General features: G+C 69.1%; 17 protein-coding genes. 9 read left to right on the top strand and 8 right to left on the bottom strand.

Annotated elements, in window-relative coordinates:
* Positions 1-19: 19 nt before the first annotated feature.
* Positions 20-943, bottom strand: a complete 924-nt coding sequence (locus PV766_RS00085; protein ID WP_421096180.1) for a hypothetical protein — start codon at positions 941-943, stop codon at positions 20-22.
* 182 nt (positions 944-1,125) lie between these two features.
* Here PV766_RS00085 and PV766_RS00080 point away from each other — a divergent pair, with 182 nt between their 5' ends.
* Positions 1,126-1,773, top strand: coding sequence for a response regulator (locus tag PV766_RS00080; RefSeq protein WP_129977060.1), 648 nt, complete (start codon positions 1,126-1,128; stop codon positions 1,771-1,773).
* 25 nt (positions 1,774-1,798) lie between these two features.
* Here PV766_RS00080 and PV766_RS00075 read toward each other — a convergent pair whose 3' ends face one another.
* The 3 genes from PV766_RS00075 to PV766_RS00065 all read right to left on the bottom strand — a co-directional run bounded on the left by PV766_RS00075 (position 1,799) and on the right by PV766_RS00065 (position 4,711).
* Positions 1,799-3,457: a GAF domain-containing sensor histidine kinase gene (locus PV766_RS00075; protein WP_016933387.1), complete on the bottom strand. Its 1,659-nt coding sequence runs from the start codon at positions 3,455-3,457 to the stop codon at positions 1,799-1,801.
* Positions 3,454-4,098: an alpha/beta family hydrolase gene (locus tag PV766_RS00070; RefSeq protein ID WP_421096179.1), complete on the bottom strand. Its 645-nt coding sequence runs from the start codon at positions 4,096-4,098 to the stop codon at positions 3,454-3,456. Before PV766_RS00070 ends, PV766_RS00075 begins: the two co-directional genes overlap by 4 nt.
* A 64-nt stretch (positions 4,099-4,162) precedes the next feature.
* Positions 4,163-4,711: a hypothetical protein gene (locus PV766_RS00065; RefSeq protein WP_129977058.1), complete on the bottom strand. Its 549-nt coding sequence runs from the start codon at positions 4,709-4,711 to the stop codon at positions 4,163-4,165.
* Between the two features lie 82 nt (positions 4,712-4,793).
* On the opposite strand from PV766_RS00065, the gene PV766_RS00060 reads away from it, so the two are divergent.
* Both PV766_RS00060 and PV766_RS00055 read left to right on the top strand, forming a co-directional pair.
* A complete protein-coding gene (locus PV766_RS00060; RefSeq protein ID WP_037222805.1) occupies positions 4,794-5,288 on the top strand; it encodes a DUF2243 domain-containing protein in 495 nt (164 codons plus the stop codon).
* A 9-nt stretch (positions 5,289-5,297) separates the two neighbouring features.
* On the top strand, positions 5,298-6,107 hold the full coding sequence (locus tag PV766_RS00055) for a cytochrome c oxidase assembly protein (RefSeq protein ID WP_421096178.1): 810 nt from the start codon (positions 5,298-5,300) through the stop codon (positions 6,105-6,107).
* A gap of 123 nt (positions 6,108-6,230) precedes the next feature.
* Here PV766_RS00055 and PV766_RS00050 read toward each other — a convergent pair whose 3' ends face one another.
* Both PV766_RS00050 and PV766_RS00045 read right to left on the bottom strand, forming a co-directional pair.
* A complete protein-coding gene (locus PV766_RS00050; RefSeq protein WP_421096177.1) occupies positions 6,231-6,926 on the bottom strand; it encodes an AAA family ATPase in 696 nt (231 codons plus the stop codon).
* A 193-nt stretch (positions 6,927-7,119) separates the two neighbouring features.
* Entirely contained in the window at positions 7,120-7,986 is an 867-nt protein-coding gene (locus tag PV766_RS00045; protein ID WP_421096176.1) for an Fpg/Nei family DNA glycosylase, read from the bottom strand.
* A 73-nt stretch (positions 7,987-8,059) separates the two neighbouring features.
* On the opposite strand from PV766_RS00045, the gene PV766_RS00040 reads away from it, so the two are divergent.
* The 3 genes from PV766_RS00040 to PV766_RS00030 are packed head-to-tail and all read left to right on the top strand — an operon-like array spanning position 8,060 to position 9,707.
* Complete coding sequence (locus PV766_RS00040) at positions 8,060-8,860, top strand: thymidylate synthase (RefSeq protein WP_255162294.1); 801 nt, start codon at positions 8,060-8,062, stop codon at positions 8,858-8,860.
* The gene (locus tag PV766_RS00035) at positions 8,860-9,345 is read left to right on the top strand and encodes a dihydrofolate reductase (protein WP_129977052.1); all 486 of its coding nucleotides are present in this window, start codon (positions 8,860-8,862) and stop codon (positions 9,343-9,345) included. The genes PV766_RS00040 and PV766_RS00035 overlap by 1 nt, the downstream gene beginning before the upstream one ends.
* Positions 9,346-9,380: 35 nt before the next feature.
* A complete protein-coding gene (locus PV766_RS00030) occupies positions 9,381-9,707 on the top strand; it encodes a cupin domain-containing protein (protein WP_016933259.1) in 327 nt (108 codons plus the stop codon).
* Positions 9,708-9,713: 6 nt separating this feature from the next.
* Here PV766_RS00030 and PV766_RS00025 read toward each other — a convergent pair whose 3' ends face one another.
* Positions 9,714-11,240: a carboxylesterase/lipase family protein gene (locus tag PV766_RS00025; protein ID WP_129977051.1), complete on the bottom strand. Its 1,527-nt coding sequence runs from the start codon at positions 11,238-11,240 to the stop codon at positions 9,714-9,716.
* A 55-nt stretch (positions 11,241-11,295) separates the two neighbouring features.
* A complete protein-coding gene (locus tag PV766_RS00020) occupies positions 11,296-12,519 on the bottom strand; it encodes a hypothetical protein (RefSeq protein WP_129977050.1) in 1,224 nt (407 codons plus the stop codon).
* Between the two features lie 59 nt (positions 12,520-12,578).
* Between PV766_RS00020 and PV766_RS00015 the strand changes: the two genes are divergently transcribed.
* From PV766_RS00015 to PV766_RS00005, 3 genes are all read left to right on the top strand, one after another.
* The gene (locus tag PV766_RS00015) at positions 12,579-13,226 is read left to right on the top strand and encodes a TetR/AcrR family transcriptional regulator (RefSeq protein ID WP_129977049.1); all 648 of its coding nucleotides are present in this window, start codon (positions 12,579-12,581) and stop codon (positions 13,224-13,226) included.
* Positions 13,223-14,845: an acyl-CoA dehydrogenase family protein gene (locus tag PV766_RS00010; RefSeq protein ID WP_421096175.1), complete on the top strand. Its 1,623-nt coding sequence runs from the start codon at positions 13,223-13,225 to the stop codon at positions 14,843-14,845. The genes PV766_RS00015 and PV766_RS00010 overlap by 4 nt, the downstream gene beginning before the upstream one ends.
* 97 nt (positions 14,846-14,942) lie before the next feature.
* On the top strand, positions 14,943-15,734 hold the full coding sequence (locus PV766_RS00005) for an FAD:protein FMN transferase (RefSeq protein WP_421096174.1): 792 nt from the start codon (positions 14,943-14,945) through the stop codon (positions 15,732-15,734).
* The last annotated feature ends 97 nt before the right edge of the window (positions 15,735-15,831 follow it).

The raw sequence follows: 15,831 nt of genomic DNA, 5'->3' as shown, positions 1-15,831 counted from the left end.
GCTTCACTCTCCCGTTTCTTCAGAAACCCACACGCAGGACGACCAGGGGAACGACCGTCAGGTCGAGCATCTCGGCCAGGCGCGACCCGGCGTCCTCCACCCGCAGGGGATGCGTCAGTACCGATGCCGACAATCGCGCGTCGATCGCCGCCAGCCAGCACCGTTCGACGGCCGCGCCCACCCGGATCAGATCGGCCGGTGAGGTCGACGGTGCGGAGAACAGCAGCACCGACTCGCGCGCGATCGCCGATGCCAGCGCATCGACGTCCGGGATCCCTGTCGTGACCAGGGCTTCGCCCGCCGCGCCCTTCCCGTCGAGGGTCGCACTCCACGTGGTGACCACCTCGGAGTTGCCGCGCGGCTGCCAATGGGAGGTCCACGAGAACATCTCGCGCTGATAGTGCGGATGACTGCGGCAGGCCTCCGCCGCATACGCGAGCACCTGGGCCAGGGCGACGGCCTCGTCGTCCGCGAGCAGGCGCACGTCCACATCTGCGATCTCGCCGGCCACGGCGATGATGTCGGCGAGCGTCTCCGTCGGCACCGGGATGTCGGTGAACGATGTGCGGTGGCTGCGCCGGTGCGAGATCGCCGCATACAACCGCAGGTCGCGACCGGCCGGGGTGCCCGGTCCGAGCGTCTCGATGCGCGCGACGAGCTCCGGACGCTGCGGATCGGGCAGCACAGTGGTGCGCAATCTGTTTCCGAGGACCCGGATCGCGAGTTCGAGGTTGGTGAGGGCCGCGCCGCACGAGATCAGCCGGTCGACACGCAGCGGGTCCGGGCCCGGCTCGGCGAATTCGAGGCGTTCCTCGAGCTCGGCGCTGTGATCGGGCAGGCGCAGATTCCATGGTTGCGTGTCGTGCACGGAGGGTGCTTCCACCACCGCACGTGCGATGATCTCGGTGTCACCGAGCGACCAGGTTCCGGCATCGACTGTCACGACATCCTCCTCGTCGGCTCGTTCGTCCCACATGTTCACCTCTACGTTCAGCGTCTCCCGAGCAGCGTCCGTGGGGGAGGGGGAGAAGGTCCTGATATGGATGTCGAACGGCCCCGCGGACGTGGGTATCGCGGTACAGCTGGGACAATGACCGGAAAGCCTGCCAACGAAAGGTGCCCGAGATGACCCGCGTGTTCCTCGTCGACGATCACGAAATCGTGCGGCGCGGCCTGGTGGATCTGCTGAGCAGCGTGCCGGACTTCACCGTCGTCGGTGAGGCCGCCTCGGTGGGTGAGTCCCTGGCTCGCGTACCCGACAGCGGCGCCGACGTCGTGGTGCTCGACGTGCGGCTTCCCGACGGCAACGGTGTCGAACTGTGCCGCGAGCTGCGTACCCGCATGCCGGATCTGCGCGCTCTGATGCTCACCTCGTACGCCGATGACGAAGCACTCTTCGACGCGATCATGGCAGGCGCCTCCGGGTTCGTGCTCAAGCAGATCCTGGGAACCGACCTCGTCTCGGCGATCCGCACCGTCGGAGAAGGCGGCTCGCTGCTGGACAGCCGTGCCACCGCCGCGCTCATGGACCGGATCCGGGCGTCGCGGACGGCCGATCCGCTCGCCGAACTGTCGGAGCAGGAGCGCGCCGTCTTCGAGCTCATCGGTGAGGGTCTGACCAACCGGGAGATCGCCGAACGGTTGTTCCTCGCGGAGAAGACCGTGAAGAACTACGTCTCGAGGCTCCTGGCGAAGCTCGGCATGCAGCGACGCACCCAGGCGGCGGTGCTCGCCACCGAACTGCGCAACGAGCGCGGCAAGCCGTCGTCCTAGCGCGAGTGATACCGAGCTCGTCCCGTCAGAGCGGGACGGTCCACAGCACCCGCGTGCCGCGCGGATCGGCCGGACCGATCTCGCACGACCCGCCGCACTGCACGGCGCGCCGTTCGAGGTTCGCCAGGCCGCTGCGTCGAGGTGTGTCGGGAAGGCCTGTGCCGTCGTCGAGGATCTCGATCCGGAAGTCGTCCTGAACCGAGACCGACACCGAGATGTTGTCGGACTGCGAGTGGCGCAGCGCGTTGCTCAGCCCTTCGCGGAGGACGGCCTCGGCGTGCGGGTGGATGCGCATCGGGACCAGGGTGTCGATGGGGCCGACGAACTGGACGTTGGGCGCCACCGCGGAGTGGATGCTCAGATCTCCCACGACGTCCAGCAGTCTCCGGCGCAGACTGTTCGATGCCGCCGCGCCGGTGGTGTGCAGATCGAAGATGGTGGTGCGGATCTCGCGCACCGTCCGGTCGAGCTGCTCGATCGCGTGACGGATCACTTCCACGGCGCGTTCGGTGCCCGCACCTTCCGCGGTCGCGCTCTGGAGGCTCATGCCGGTGGCGAACAGACGTTGGATGACGTTGTCGTGCAGGTCCTGTGCGATGCGGTCGCGGTCGGCGAGCACATCGAGCAGACGCTTCTTGCGCTGCTGTTCGGCGAATTCGAGGGCCACGGCGGCAAGGTTCGCCATGGATTCGAAGCGGGCGACGTCCTCGTCGTCCCACGGTTCGGTGCCGGCCTCACGTGTCGCGATGAGTACGCCCGTGACGGTCGACGTCGCCGACAGGGGCAGCACAACCGCGTGTCCGTCGTCGCCCAGCTCCGTCGGTGGCAGCCCGGGAAGGCTGTCGAGATGCATCACCTGGCGGCTCTTGAGAGCTTGCAGCACAGGTGATCCGGTGATGTCGAAGCGCTTGTCCTTCCCGCACGGGAGCGCGGGTGCCGCGGCCTGCAGGCTGCCGTGGTGGCCGTCGACGAGTACGACATAGACTCCCGCACACCGGGCGAGTTCGCGGACCTGGCCGGTGAGCATCGACAGCGTCTCGTCCACCGATCCGCCCATCAGCAGCCGGGAGTTGATGGATGCCATTGCGGTGAGCCATCTCTCGCGGGCGAGGGAGCCCTCGAACAGGCGGGCGTTCTCGACGGCCACGCCCGCGGACATCGCGAGTACCTTGAGGATCACCTCGTCCTCTTCGGTGAACTCGGGCGCGCCCAGCTTCTCGGTGAGGTAGATACTTCCGAAGACCTTGCCGCGCACCATGATCGGGGTTCCGAGGAAGCTCTTCATGGGTGGATGGTTCGGCGGGAAGCCGATCGAGGCGGAATGCTTCGACAGGTCGCCGAGGCGGACCGGCCGGGGATCGTTGATGAGCAGACCGAGGATGCCCCGGCCTTCGGGCAGGTGACCCATCACCTCGCGCTGCGCCGGATCGATCCCGACGTACACGAACTCCGACAGGCCTCCGTCGGCGGCGCGCACACCGAGCGCTCCGTACCGGGCGTCGAGCAGCGAGGTCGCCGCGGAGACGATGCGCTGGAGCATGGAGTCGAGTTCGAGACCCGATCCCACGACGAGCACCGCCTCGAGCAGACCACGCAGGGTGGTCGGGGCATCGACGGAGTCGCCGAGCCGGTCGCGGAGCTCGGCGAGCAGCGTGTCGATGGCGACGTCGGTGGGTTCGATCATGACTTCTCTTCCAGCAGGTGCAGCGCAGCGGAGACGGCGGCCTCCGACGGATCCGTCTTCGCGCGGCTCAGGTCGTGTGCGGCCCCGGTGACCTCCACGAGGGTCGTGGCCGCAGGCAGGAGAGCGAGTGCCTCCCATAGTTCGCCGAAGGTACCGAAGGGATCGCGGTCGCCGTGGACGAACACCGTGGGCATCGCGATCCTCGGCAGGTGCTCGGTGCGCGGCTTCTCCGGTTTCCCCGGGGGATGAAGGGGATAGGACAGCAGGACGAGCGCGTCGGCGATGCCGGGTTCGTCGGCCGCGAGCATCGACGTCTGCCGGCCGCCGTAGGAGACACCGCCCAGCAGCAGGGGTCCGGACACCCGTCCACGCAGCTCAGCGGCCGCGGCGGCGACACCCTCACGGTCCTCCGCCCCCCGGGACGACTGCGGGGGTCCCTTGGGTGTGCGCCGGCGGAACGGCAGGTCGTAGCGCAGGGCGAGGAAGCCGGAGTCGGCGAACCGGGCGCACATCAGTTGCAGGATCCGGGCGTCGCAGTTGCCGCCTGCCCCGTGCGTCAGCGCGACCGCCCCCCGGGGACTCCCCTCGGGACGATGCAGGTGCCCGGCCACGGGGCCGGTGTCCAGCAGTTCGACGCTCACACCGATACGGTAACCGCCGCATCGGCGGCGCTCTCGTACCCCTCCGCGCTCTGCCCCAGGTGGCCTACGCTCCGCGCGGCAGCCGTCCCGCTGCCATGCCGCGAGGCACAGGGCCGATGCCGGAGTGGCGGCCGGGGACGAGCGCGGCGTGCCGCCCACCCGGGCCGGGACCCCGGCGAGCGGCCAGCGCGTCGGCGACCGCCCCGGTGACGAAGCCGTAGACGCTCTTGTGGAGGACGTCGACGGCCAGTTCCGAGCGGGGCCACGTCTGCGGCGGTGCGCCGACACCGGTCGCGTTCTCGAGGATCTGGTCGTTGGTCAGCCGCACGACGGTGAACTTCGTCGATGCGAGTGGGCCCCGCAGCCCCACCTCGGCCATGACCGACCGCACCACACCCAGGGCGATGCCCTGACCGAAGTGCATCGCCCAGTTCAGTGCGGTCGAATTCTGCCCGTCGGACTCGGACGCACCCGTCAACCGGGCGAGGACGCGGCCGGGGACGTGCGAGTTCGGCCGCCCGGTGACGGCCTGCTCGATCTTCTCTCCGACAGTCATGGCCGCGACCCCGGCGGCACCGGCGACCAGGCCTTCCCACAGTGCGTTTCTCAGCATGATCGCTCGGGTACCCCTCGCGGGATCGGAACAATCGGCAATCCCGATACGGCAGGTCCCGGGACGACACGGTGAGGAAGCGATGACCGGCGCGATGCGACCCGGGGGTACGCGCGACGGAATGTCGGTGCGGCACTCCGCGATCAGTGGTGCTCTGCTCGGTGTGGCGCTCATGGCGGCGATCGACGAGATCGTCTTCCACCAGATCCTCGGCTGGCACCACTTCTACGATCGCTCCACGCCCGCGGTGGGTCTCGCCTCCGACGGCCTGCTGCACACTGCCGAGTTGCTCGTTCTCGTAGCGGGATTCGCGTTGCTCGCGGACGTGCGTCGCAGACATGCCCTTGCAGTACGGCACTTCTGGGCGGCCCTGCTCATGGGTGCCGGAGGATTCCAGTTGTTCGACGGGCTGGTCGACCACAAGGTGCTCCGCATCCACCAGATCCGGTATGACGTCGACGTGTGGCCCTACGACCTGGCGTGGATCGGAGCGGCTCTCGTGTTCCTGATCGCCGGTGCTGCGCTGTGGTGGTCGGCGCGGCGGAACGTCCGCACCGTCGGGCTCCCGGACGGATAGGAGCCGTCGGTGCACGACCATCCGACGTACACGGGGCCGGGTGTGCTCGCCCTCGTCGTCCTGATCGCCGCAGGGGTGGGGATCGCGCTGTACACCGGTGCGGCCGTGAGGCTCCGCCGGCGTGGCGACGCGTGGCCACGGTGGCGCGATGCGAGCGTCGTCGCGGGTGCCGGTGCCGTCGCCGCCGCGGCGGTGCTGCCCTTGCCCGGTGGTCCGTTCACCTCCCACATGACCGGCCATCTGCTGGTCGGCATGGTCGGACCCCTTCTGATCGTGCTGGGCAGGCCGATGACGCTGCTGTTGAGGAGCGTCCCGGGGGGACGCACACGCACCGGCCTGCTCACCGTGCTGCATTCACGTCCGGCCGATCTGCTGACGGTGCCGGTCGTCGCGGCAGTTCTGGACATGGGTGGATTGTGGGTGCTCTACCGGACACCACTGTTCGCGGCGATGCACGACGACGTGCTCGTCGCGACTGTCGTCCACCTGCACGTCTTCGCTGCGGGGATGCTGTTCACCGTCGCGATCTGCCGCCTCGATCCGCTCCGGCGCAGGTACGGTCTCCCGCACCTCGCGGTGGTGTTGCTCGTGGCCGGCGCCACCCATTCGGTACTGGCGAAGACGCTGTATGCGCAGTCGCCGCCCGGTACGACCTTCGATGTGCTCGATCTGCAGACCGGTGCCCAGGTGATGTACTACGGTGGCGACGCCGTCGGAGTCGCCCTGGCCGTCGTGCTCGCCGTCCGCTGGTACGGCGAGGTGGGGCGGGCTCGCACGCGTGCAGTCACGGCCGGTCGCGCTCGTCGACCGGCCGCATGAGCCGCACCCACGTGCAGTGCAGCATCGCGGCGAACACCACGCCCCAGGCCGTCACCGCCACCACCCGGTTGCGACCGAACAGAATCGAACGAGTTGCGATTTCCCGTGAGGGACACACCCGGTTCAGTCACCCGGTCTGCCGCCGGCAGTCAGGTGGCGGAGATACCGGCCGGGCGCATCAAGAAACGAACGCCAACTCTGCACCATGTCGAGTTCGTCGTATTCACGGTCTCGCAGCCCCCATTCGCCTACCTCGAAGAGTTTTGCTTCGGGAAGTGACGCAAGGATCGGCGAATGGGTGGACATGATCACCTGCGACCCGCTCGCCAGGAGTTCACGGATGTGCGCCAGTAACGCGAGGCATCCGTTGAATGACAGAGCAGACTCGGCCTCATCGAACACCCACAGACCACCGATCCCGGACCGAGTGGCGAAGAACTCGATGAAGGACTCGCCGTGGCTTTGATAGTTGTGCATCCCGGAGACACCGACGTCATCGAGATATGAGAAGTGGCCGTGCATCGTCTCTGCTCGCAGGAATACTCCCTGTCGGGAGCTTCCTGCACCCCGTACGAGTTGCAGATGCTCGGCAAGTCCTGATTCTGTGCGCTGGGTTCGATGGAGCGAGTTCCTGGTGCCGCCTTCGACTCCCAGCCCGTATGCCTCGGCGACCGCTTCGACTATCGTTGATTTGCCGGCACCGTTCTCGCCCACGAACACCGTGAGGGGCGAGAAATCGAGTCCCTGATCGAGAATCCGGCGTACAGCGGGGAGGCCGGCAGGCCACGTGTCTCGTGAAATCGGGGCAAGACGATGCATCCTCGATGCGACGCACTGGAAGACTCGAGAACAGATCACTCATATCACGGCCAGACTACCGGCCCCTATCGGATCGAACGGGAGAGCTTCACACGCGACGGACCGCCACACCGACAGGGCTACGAGCGTCACGCAGCCGGCAGCGGTCACGACTCCTTCGCGAACCCGGGACCGGATCTGCACGGCGCGTACGTCACTTCAGCAGGCGGGACATCCGCCGGTCGGCGAGGATCTTCCCGTCGGTCTGGCAGGTGGGGCAGTACTGGAACGAACGGTCGGTGTAGGAGACCTCGCGGACGGTGTCGCCGCACACCGGGCACGGCTCGCCGGTGCGGCCGTGCACGCGCAGCCCCGACCGTTTCTCGCCCTTGAGGCGCGCCGCGTCCTGCCCGACCGAGCGGGTGGCGGCATCGGTGAGCACCGATCGCATCGCCCCGTACAGCGCGGTCACCTCGTCGTCGGTCAGCCGTCCGGCGGTCGCGAACGGTGACTGCTGCGCGACGTGCAGGATCTCGTCGGAGTAGGCGTTGCCGATGCCCGCGAGAATCTTCTGGTCGATCAGCAACGTCTTGAGGCGTGAGGTGCTGTCGGTCAGGAGCGCGGCGAACTCGTCGCGCGTGAGGGTGAGCGCGTCGGGGCCGAGGCGGGCGATGCCGGGTACCTTCTGCGGATCGTCGACGACCCAGACCGCCAGTCGCTTCTTCGTGCCCGCCTCGGTGAGGTCGAAGGCCGGTGTCGTCGCGTCGGGGGCGAACAGGTGGACGCGGAGGGCGAGCGGACCGCGGCCGAGTTTCGGGGGAGTCTGCGACGGCTCGTCGAGCCAGCGCAACCAGCCGCCGCGCGACAGGTGCGTGATCAGGTGCAGGCCCGAGCAGTCGATCGCGAGGAACTTGCCGAAGCGCGAGGCGCCGGTGATGTCGCGTCCCTGCAGCGCCGTGATCGGCGGGTCGGCGGTCTGCAGCACGCTCAGCGCCGCGACGTCGATGCGTCCGACGACGCTGCCGACGGCATGCTCGCGCAGGAACACCGCGAGTGCTTCCACCTCGGGGAGCTCGGGCATGGGACCAGGCTACGGTCGCAGGCACCGTCTCGGGTGCCGACGGGCACGATTCGGTCACGGATAGACTGCCCTCGTGACTGTGCCGACGCCCTACGAAGACCTCCTGCGCCTGATCCTCGAGACCGGAGCGGAGAAGGCGGACCGCACCGGAACCGGCACCCGGAGCCTGTTCGGCCACCAGATGCGCTTCGATCTGTCCGAGGGCTTCCCGCTGATCACCACGAAGAAGGTGCATCTGAAGTCCATCGTCTACGAGCTGCTGTGGTTCCTGCGCGGCGACTCCAACGTCGAGTGGCTGCGGCAGCACGGCGTGACCATCTGGGACGAATGGGCGGCGCCCGACGGCGACCTCGGACCGGTCTACGGCGTGCAGTGGCGCTCCTGGCCGACGCCGGACGGACAGCACATCGACCAGATCGGCCAGGTCCTCGAGACGCTGCGCACCGACCCCGACTCGCGTCGCATCCTCGTCTCCGCATGGAACGTGGCCGAGCTCGACAAGATGGCGCTCATGCCGTGCCACGCCTTCTTCCAGTTCTACGTGGCCGACGGCAAACTCAGCTGCCAGCTCTACCAGCGCAGCGCCGACATGTTCCTCGGTGTGCCGTTCAACATCGCCAGCTACGCGCTGCTCACTCACATGGTCGCGCAGCAGACCGGCCTCGAACCCGGCGAGTTCATCTGGACCGGCGGCGACTGCCATATCTACTCCAACCACCTCGAGCAGGTCACCGAACAGCTCACTCGTGAGCCGTATCCCTACCCGACGTTGAAGCTGCACCCGCGCGACTCGATCTTCGACTACCGCTACGAGGACGTCGAGGTCGTCGGCTACCGGCACCACCCGGCGATCAAGGCGCCGGTGGCCGTCTGATGGGAGATGTCACCCTCGTCTGGGCGCAGGCACGTGGTGGTGTGATCGGGCGGGAGAACACCATCCCGTGGCACATCCCCGAGGACATGGCGTTCTTCAAGGACGCGACGATGGGAAAGCCGGTGATCATGGGCCGGCTCACCTGGGATTCGCTGCCGCCGAGGTTCCGGCCGCTTCCGGGACGGCGGAACATCGTCGTCACCCGCAACGTCGAGTGGTCGGCCCAGGGCGCCGAGACCGCGACGAGCCTCGAGGACGCCCTGACACTCGCCGGTGAGGACGAGGTCGTCGTCATGGGTGGGGGCCAGATCTACGCGCAGGCGATGCCGTTCGCGACGCAGCTGCTCGTGACCGAGGTCGACCTCGACGTCGCAGGAGATGCGACCGCACCTCCCATCGGGACCGAGTGGGTGGCGGATCCCGGACAATGGCTGACGTCCACCAAGGGAATCAGGTTCCGCTGGATCCGGTACGCGCGAAGCTGAGTTCTCGCGGAGGCATCTGAGCGATACTGCGGTACATGGACAAGCTCTCCTTGACCGCCATGGCACGGCAGCAGCTCAAACTCGCAGCGACGTCCAGCAGCGGACGCAGCTCCCAGACGGTTTTCGGTGGGCATACCAAGCACCTGCGGCAGACCGTCGTCGCGTTGCTGGCGGGGCACGAACTCGGCGAGCACGACAGCCCGGGCGAGGCGACCCTGCAGGTGCTGTCGGGTCAGCTCCAGCTCGTCGCCGGCAACGACGTGTGGAAGGGTTCGGCGGGCGACCTGATCATCATCCCGGCCGTGCGGCACAGCGTCAGCGCCATCGAAGACGTCGCCTTCCTGCTCACCGTGGCGAAATAGCGGCGCTCACCGGACGGGTGCCGGAGCGGTGTACCCGCGGTAGCCCTCCCACGCGAGTCGCCGGTCGCGGCGCGGATCGCGCTCGACACGCGTGACCTCGTCGAAAATGACTGTCGCACGGTCGTTCTCGTCGTAGCGCGGCCACGACGGCAGCGGTTCGCCGTGCCGGACCACGTTCAGCCACTGGCGCTGCATCGCCGCGGAGACCGTACGCAGACCGCGTCGGCCCCCCAGCGCCGTGAGGGCGCGGCCGAGCGGTTCGCCGCTCTGGTCGAAGACCGCGAGCAACTCCACGGCGTGGGTCGCGTCGAAGCCCATCCACCGCAACAGCCGCGGGGCGAGGTCGAATCGGTACATGAAGGTCGGCGCGAAACGCGAATGTGCCTGCGCGATCTGCACGGACGGATACCAGAAGGTGAGGTCGCCGCCGAGATCGATCGCGGCACGCTCGTCCGGATATCCCGGATAGACCGCCGTGATGCGATCCTTCGCCTCCGGGTCGGTCGCGGCGAACAACGCGTCGATCCGCCGCGGGCTCGTCGGCAGCGCGTCGAGGAACTTCGGGAACAGCGCACCTTCGCGGTCGTTCGTCCCGAGCACGAGCGGAACAGGATGCGCCGCACCCGTCTCGTACGCCTCGAGCGGCTGGAGCGGAACGAAATCACCGTCGACCACCGGGCCGAAGGGATGCAGACCGGGAGTCGCGCGCAGCACCTGTGCCCCGAGCCGGGAGCCCACCCGTCCGAGCTCGACGGGTGAGGCGTCGAGGAGCGCCCGGGCCGCCGAATCCGGATCGGCGCCGAGCAGTTCGACGAACTTCCGGCCCCATTCGGCCGAGCGGTCGGCGGTGACCACGAGATTCGGTGCCGGGCTCTGCGCGATCGCGGCGGAGAACAGTCCGCGCGCGGCGGGTGTCGCCAGCAGGGTGGTCACCGAGGTGCCGCCCGCGGACTCGCCGAAGATCGTCACGTTTCCGGGGTCGCCGCCGAAAGCGGCGATGTTGCGCTGCACCCATTCCAGCGCCGCGACCTGGTCGCGCAGGCCGAGATTGGAATCGAACCGCGTCGATTCGGTGGAGAAGGCGCCGAAGTCGAGATAGCCGAGCGCTCCGAGGCGGTAGTTGACCGACACGTAGACCACGTCGCCGCGCCGGACCAGCGACTCGCCGCCGTACACCGACAGGGCACTCGTGCCGAGGGTGAACGCGCCACCGTGGATGAACACCATGACCGGTCGAGGCGCGTGGACCCGTCCGGCCGGGGCGAGCACGTTGAGGGTCAGACAGTCCTCGTCGGGACGCACACGCACCCCACGACGCCCCGTCTCGGCATAACGCGGACGCTGCGGTGCGGCATTGCCGAACCGCGTCGCATCGCGCACCCCTGTCCAGGGCTCGACCGGTTGCGGCGCGCGCAGTCGCAGCGGACCGACCGGGGGAGCGGCGTACGGGATGCCGCGCCAGGCGAGGAGGTCGCCGAGCCGGGAACCGCGGACGGTCCCGTCGGCGAATGTGACGTGGGTCTCGGCCGTCATGCTCTGCACTGTACGTGACGGGGCGTCACAGCAGCCGTCGCCTCCGCGATCGGCGTCACCAGGCGTGGGCCTCGAGTCCCCGGTCCGCGAGCTCGGCCCGGACGTAGGTGCGCAGCGTCGAGGTGTCGGGGAAGCGCTCCTTGTCGAGAGCCACGAACGCCAGCGTGTACCGCTCGTCGGTGTGGCAGGCGTAGACCGACAGCCGGGTCGCGGTGCGGGCCGGCCGGGTGTCGAGTCCCGGATGCATGGCGCGCATCGCGATCCCGGTGGTGCGGTACGGCCCCAGGGTGGTGAGTTCGCGGGGCACGGCGCCGATGTTGGAACACAACAGGTCGCGCTCGCCGGCGCCCCGCGCGACGCGGGCGGCGAGCCGGTCGGGGAGGAGCTGCAGGATCTCGGCCGGCATGTTGTGCGGTGCCCCTTCCCGCGGCTGCGTGTAGGCCTGCGCGGCGTGGGCGCGGATCGAGGCGACGGTGTCGCCCTCGTCGACGGAGATCCCCACCATCGACACACCGTTGGAGACGGTTCCGTCTGCCCGGTCGTCGATGGGAACGGAGATGCGCACGGGGAACGGGATCCGGGCGCGGCGGGCGACGCCGGCCGACACGGCGAGCAGCAGGGCGTTCGGAGTGCCGTCCTCCGTTGCTGCGAGTGCCTTCCACTGCGCGGCGTCGACGTCGACCAGCGCGGTGCGGGGCCGGGCGCGCACCGTCTGTGGTGCGGGTGCCTTCTCGGTGCGGGGTGTGTACTTCACGCTGCGCAGTCCGCCGCCGACCTTCCGGAGCAGCTGCATCGCGTCGCGCAGGTCGGAGTGACGACCGGGGTCCGGTCGCCGCGGCCGGTCGGCGAGGGCGTCGGCGACCGCGCGGACGAATCCCCGTGCGTCCGTCAGAACGTGTGAGCACACGATCGACAGCGCCGTGCCGCCGCTCGCGAGGCGGGTCGCGGCGAGGGCCCAGCCGGGACCGAGTTCGGGATCGACGTTCACGTTCGCGTGCTCGTCGGCCCAGGCGAGGAGTTGGTCGTCGGGAATGGGCGTCGCGGGATAGCGCAGCGGATGGACGTGGGTGTTCGGCTCGAACCGGGGGCGCGCGCCGGGAACCCGGGACCGGACCACGCGGCGTCCGAGGGGGCCTTCGGACAGCACGTCGTGGAGGGACAGCAACAGGGTCGCGTCGACGGTCTCGTCGGTGCGCCACAGGCCCTGCATCACCGACGGCAGACCGGTTCCTTTGTGGCGGTGGAGGAACATCTCGTCCACGACGCTGAGTCGATTCACAGGTCCGACCGTAGCGCCGACCGTTGACCGAAGCACTGAACCGAGGTTCAATTCTTGGTGTGGCGTACCGGCGGACACCCGCAGTACAAGAGCGACTCGACGCGCAGCGCGAGGCGATCGCCGCTGCCGCCGTGGGATTGTTGAGCGAGCGCGGCTACAGCGGACTGTCCGTCTCCGCGGTCGCCGAACGCGCCGGCGTCGCCACCGGCAGTGTCTACCGGCACTACGTCGACAAGTCCGACCTCATGGTGCGCATCTTCCGGGAACTGTGCGGGCGCGAGGTCGAGGCCGTGACGGCCGCAGCCGCAGCCGGATCCGGTGCCGACCGGGTCAGCGCGGTGGTCGAGACGTTCTCCCGGCGTGCGCTGCGCAATCCCACCCTCGCCTACGCACTGCTCGCCGAACCGGTCGACGCCGCGGTCGACGCCGAACGGCTCGTGCTGCGTCGCGCTTTCGCGGCGGCCTTCGCGAACGCCGTGAACCACGGCATCGCGGCCGGTGAATTCCCCGGCCAGGACGCCGAACTCACCGCCGCCGCCCTCGTCGGTGCGGTCGGTGAGGTCCTCACCGGCCGCCTGCGCGGCGCGGCCGATGGTCGCCTTCGCGGCGCGGCCGAATCCACCGTCCCCGATCTCGTCGTCCTCGCCCTGCGGGCGGCCGGGTGCCCTGCCGTCCGGAACGACATCGTGTCAGGAGTGAAGCCGTGAATTTCCCCGCCACCCATGAGGTGTTCAACCAGGCCCCGGACCTCGAGCCCTACCGGGCCGCCGACGATCCGGCCCTGCTCGAAGGGCTGCGCCGTGAGGGGGCGAGATGGGCCGAGGACGAGGTCCGTGAACTCGGCGCCCTGGCCGGCAGCCCCCGCGCCCAGGACTGGGGTCGCCTCGCCAACGAGTACCCGCCCGTCCTGCACACCCACGACCGTCACGGCCACCGCGTCGACGAGGTCGAGTTCCATCCGCACTGGCACGACCTGATGACCGTCGCCGTCGAGAACGGCCTGCACGCCGCGCCCTGGCGCGATCCGCGTCCCGGCGCGCATGTCGCCCGTGCCGCGAAGTTCTACGTGTGGGGACACACCGACGCCGGGCACATGTGCCCGATCTCCATGACCTACGCCGCGATTCCGGCGCTGCGCCACAACGCCGAACTCGCCGAGCGCTACGAACCGCTGCTGGCCGCCCCGCACTACGACTTCGGACTGAGGGAGCCCTCCTCGAAGCAGGGCCTCATCGCCGGGATGTCGATGACCGAGAAGCAGGGCGGTTCCGACGTGCGCGCCAACACCACCACCGCCACCCCGAACGCGGACGGGTCGTACACGATCGTCGGGCACAAGTGGTTCACATCCGCGCCGATGTCCGATCTGTTCCTCACGCTGGCGCAGACCGAGCACGGACCGTCGTGCTTCCTGCTGCCGCGCGTCCTGCCCGACGGCACCCGTAACGCCATCCGTAGCCAGCGGCTCAAGGACAAGCTCGGCAACAAGTCGAACGCCTCCTCCGAGATCGAGTACGAGAACGCGATCGGGTGGCTCGTCGGCCCCGAGGGGCGGGGCATCAACACCATCATCGAGATGGTGAACATGACGCGGCTCGACTGCGTCATCGGCTCGGCGGTCAACATGCGGGTCGCGACGCTGCGCGCGGTGCATCACGCGCGACACCGGAAGGCGTTCGGCGCGCTGCTCGTCGACCAGCCGCTCATGCGCAACGTCCTGTCCGATCTCGTCGTCGAATCCGACGCTGCGACGACGATGATGATGCGTCTGGCCGGGGCCACCGACCGCGCCGCGGGGGACGAGCAGGAAGCTGCGCTGCGCCGTATCGCGCTGGCCGTCACCAAGTATTGGGTGTGCAAGCGGGCACCCGCCCTGACGGCCGAAGCCCTCGAATGTCTCGGCGGCAACGGTTACGCCGAGGAATCGGGGATGCCGCGGCTGTACCGCGAGTCGCCGCTCATGTCGATCTGGGAAGGGTCCGGAAACGTCGCGGCGCTCGACGCCCTGCGGGCCATGGCCCGGCAACCCGACACCGTCGAGGCGTTCTTCACCGAGGTCCGGCTCGCGGAAGGCTCGGATCCCCGGCTCGATTCGGCGATCGCCCGGGTCGGCAAGGAGCTCGCCGACCTCGAGGACGCGGAATACCGGGCACGGCGGGTCGTGGAACTGATGGCTCTCGTCCTGCAGGGAGCCCAGCTCGTCCGGCACGGGCACCCCGCGGTCGCGGAGGCGTTCTGCCGGAGCCGGCTCGACGACGACTGGGGCATTGCGATGGGCACATTGCCGACCGGTGTGGACACCGCCGCGATCCTCGAGCGGGTCTGACGAGGGCGGGCCCGATCTTGCAGCGCTGTCACCCGTCGTAGGCCGCGGGCATACTGGAATACATCCTGCGAGATATCGAACACGGGTGGAGCCCGTCATGGTCGGCAGCAACGAATGGTGGGAGTGGGGTCGGCAGATCGCACTCGCGGTGACCGAGCCGCACGCACTGCACCGTGCCCGCATGATCGTGCGCGGCGTCGTCGCCGAATCCGAGGCGGTCAGCGACAGCCGCCGGGGCGACGCCGAGATCCATTCCGTCAATCTCGCGCAGGGCACTCCGGTCACGATGAGCCCCCGCCTGGCGTCGATGGTGCGGTCGGCGCTGTGGGCGGCCCGTATGACGGGCGGGACCGTCACTCCGGTCGACTCCGACGACGCCTCCGTCGACGCGGGTGCCATCCCGCCGATCCATCCCATCCCGACCTACCGCGACGTGCAGATCGAGGGAGACGTCGTGCTCGCCCCGTTCGGGGTGAGTCTCGAACTCGGCGCGACGGCCGTGGCCGACACCGTCGACTACTCGGCGGCGCTCGTCGCGAGCCTGCTCGAATGCGGGGCGCTCGTACGCATCGGCGATGTCATGGCCACCGCGGGTCACGCCCCGGCCGGGGGATGGCAGGTGCCGCTTCCGGATCGCGGGTCCGTCGAACTGCCGGCCGGATCGGCGATGGCGTCGCACACCAGCGATGTCGCCGACCCGGAGCGGTGGCGTCTGGTCAGCGTCATCGCTCCCGACGCGGTGTGGGCCGATGCGGCTGCGGCGACGGCGCTGCGGCGGGGGATCGGGGCCGTGTCGTGGCTCGAGCAGTACGACCTGCCCGCGCGCCTCGTCGACACCCACGGTCGCGTCCGGACCACCACGGCGTGGTCCGATCCGAAGGCAGCGTGACCGAGAGCGGTCACGCCCGATCGCGCAGGGTTCGGTAGGTCTCGATCAGGTGGTCGGTGGAGGCATCGCCGGTGTCGGGGGTCTCCTCGCCGGCGAG

Source organism: Rhodococcus sp. As11 (genome assembly GCF_048957735.1).
In the GTDB taxonomy this organism is placed as follows: Bacteria; Actinomycetota; Actinomycetes; order Mycobacteriales; family Mycobacteriaceae; genus Rhodococcus; species Rhodococcus gordoniae.
The sequence above is the reverse complement of the archived record's forward strand: the minus strand, read 5'-3'. Positions and strand labels throughout refer to the sequence as shown.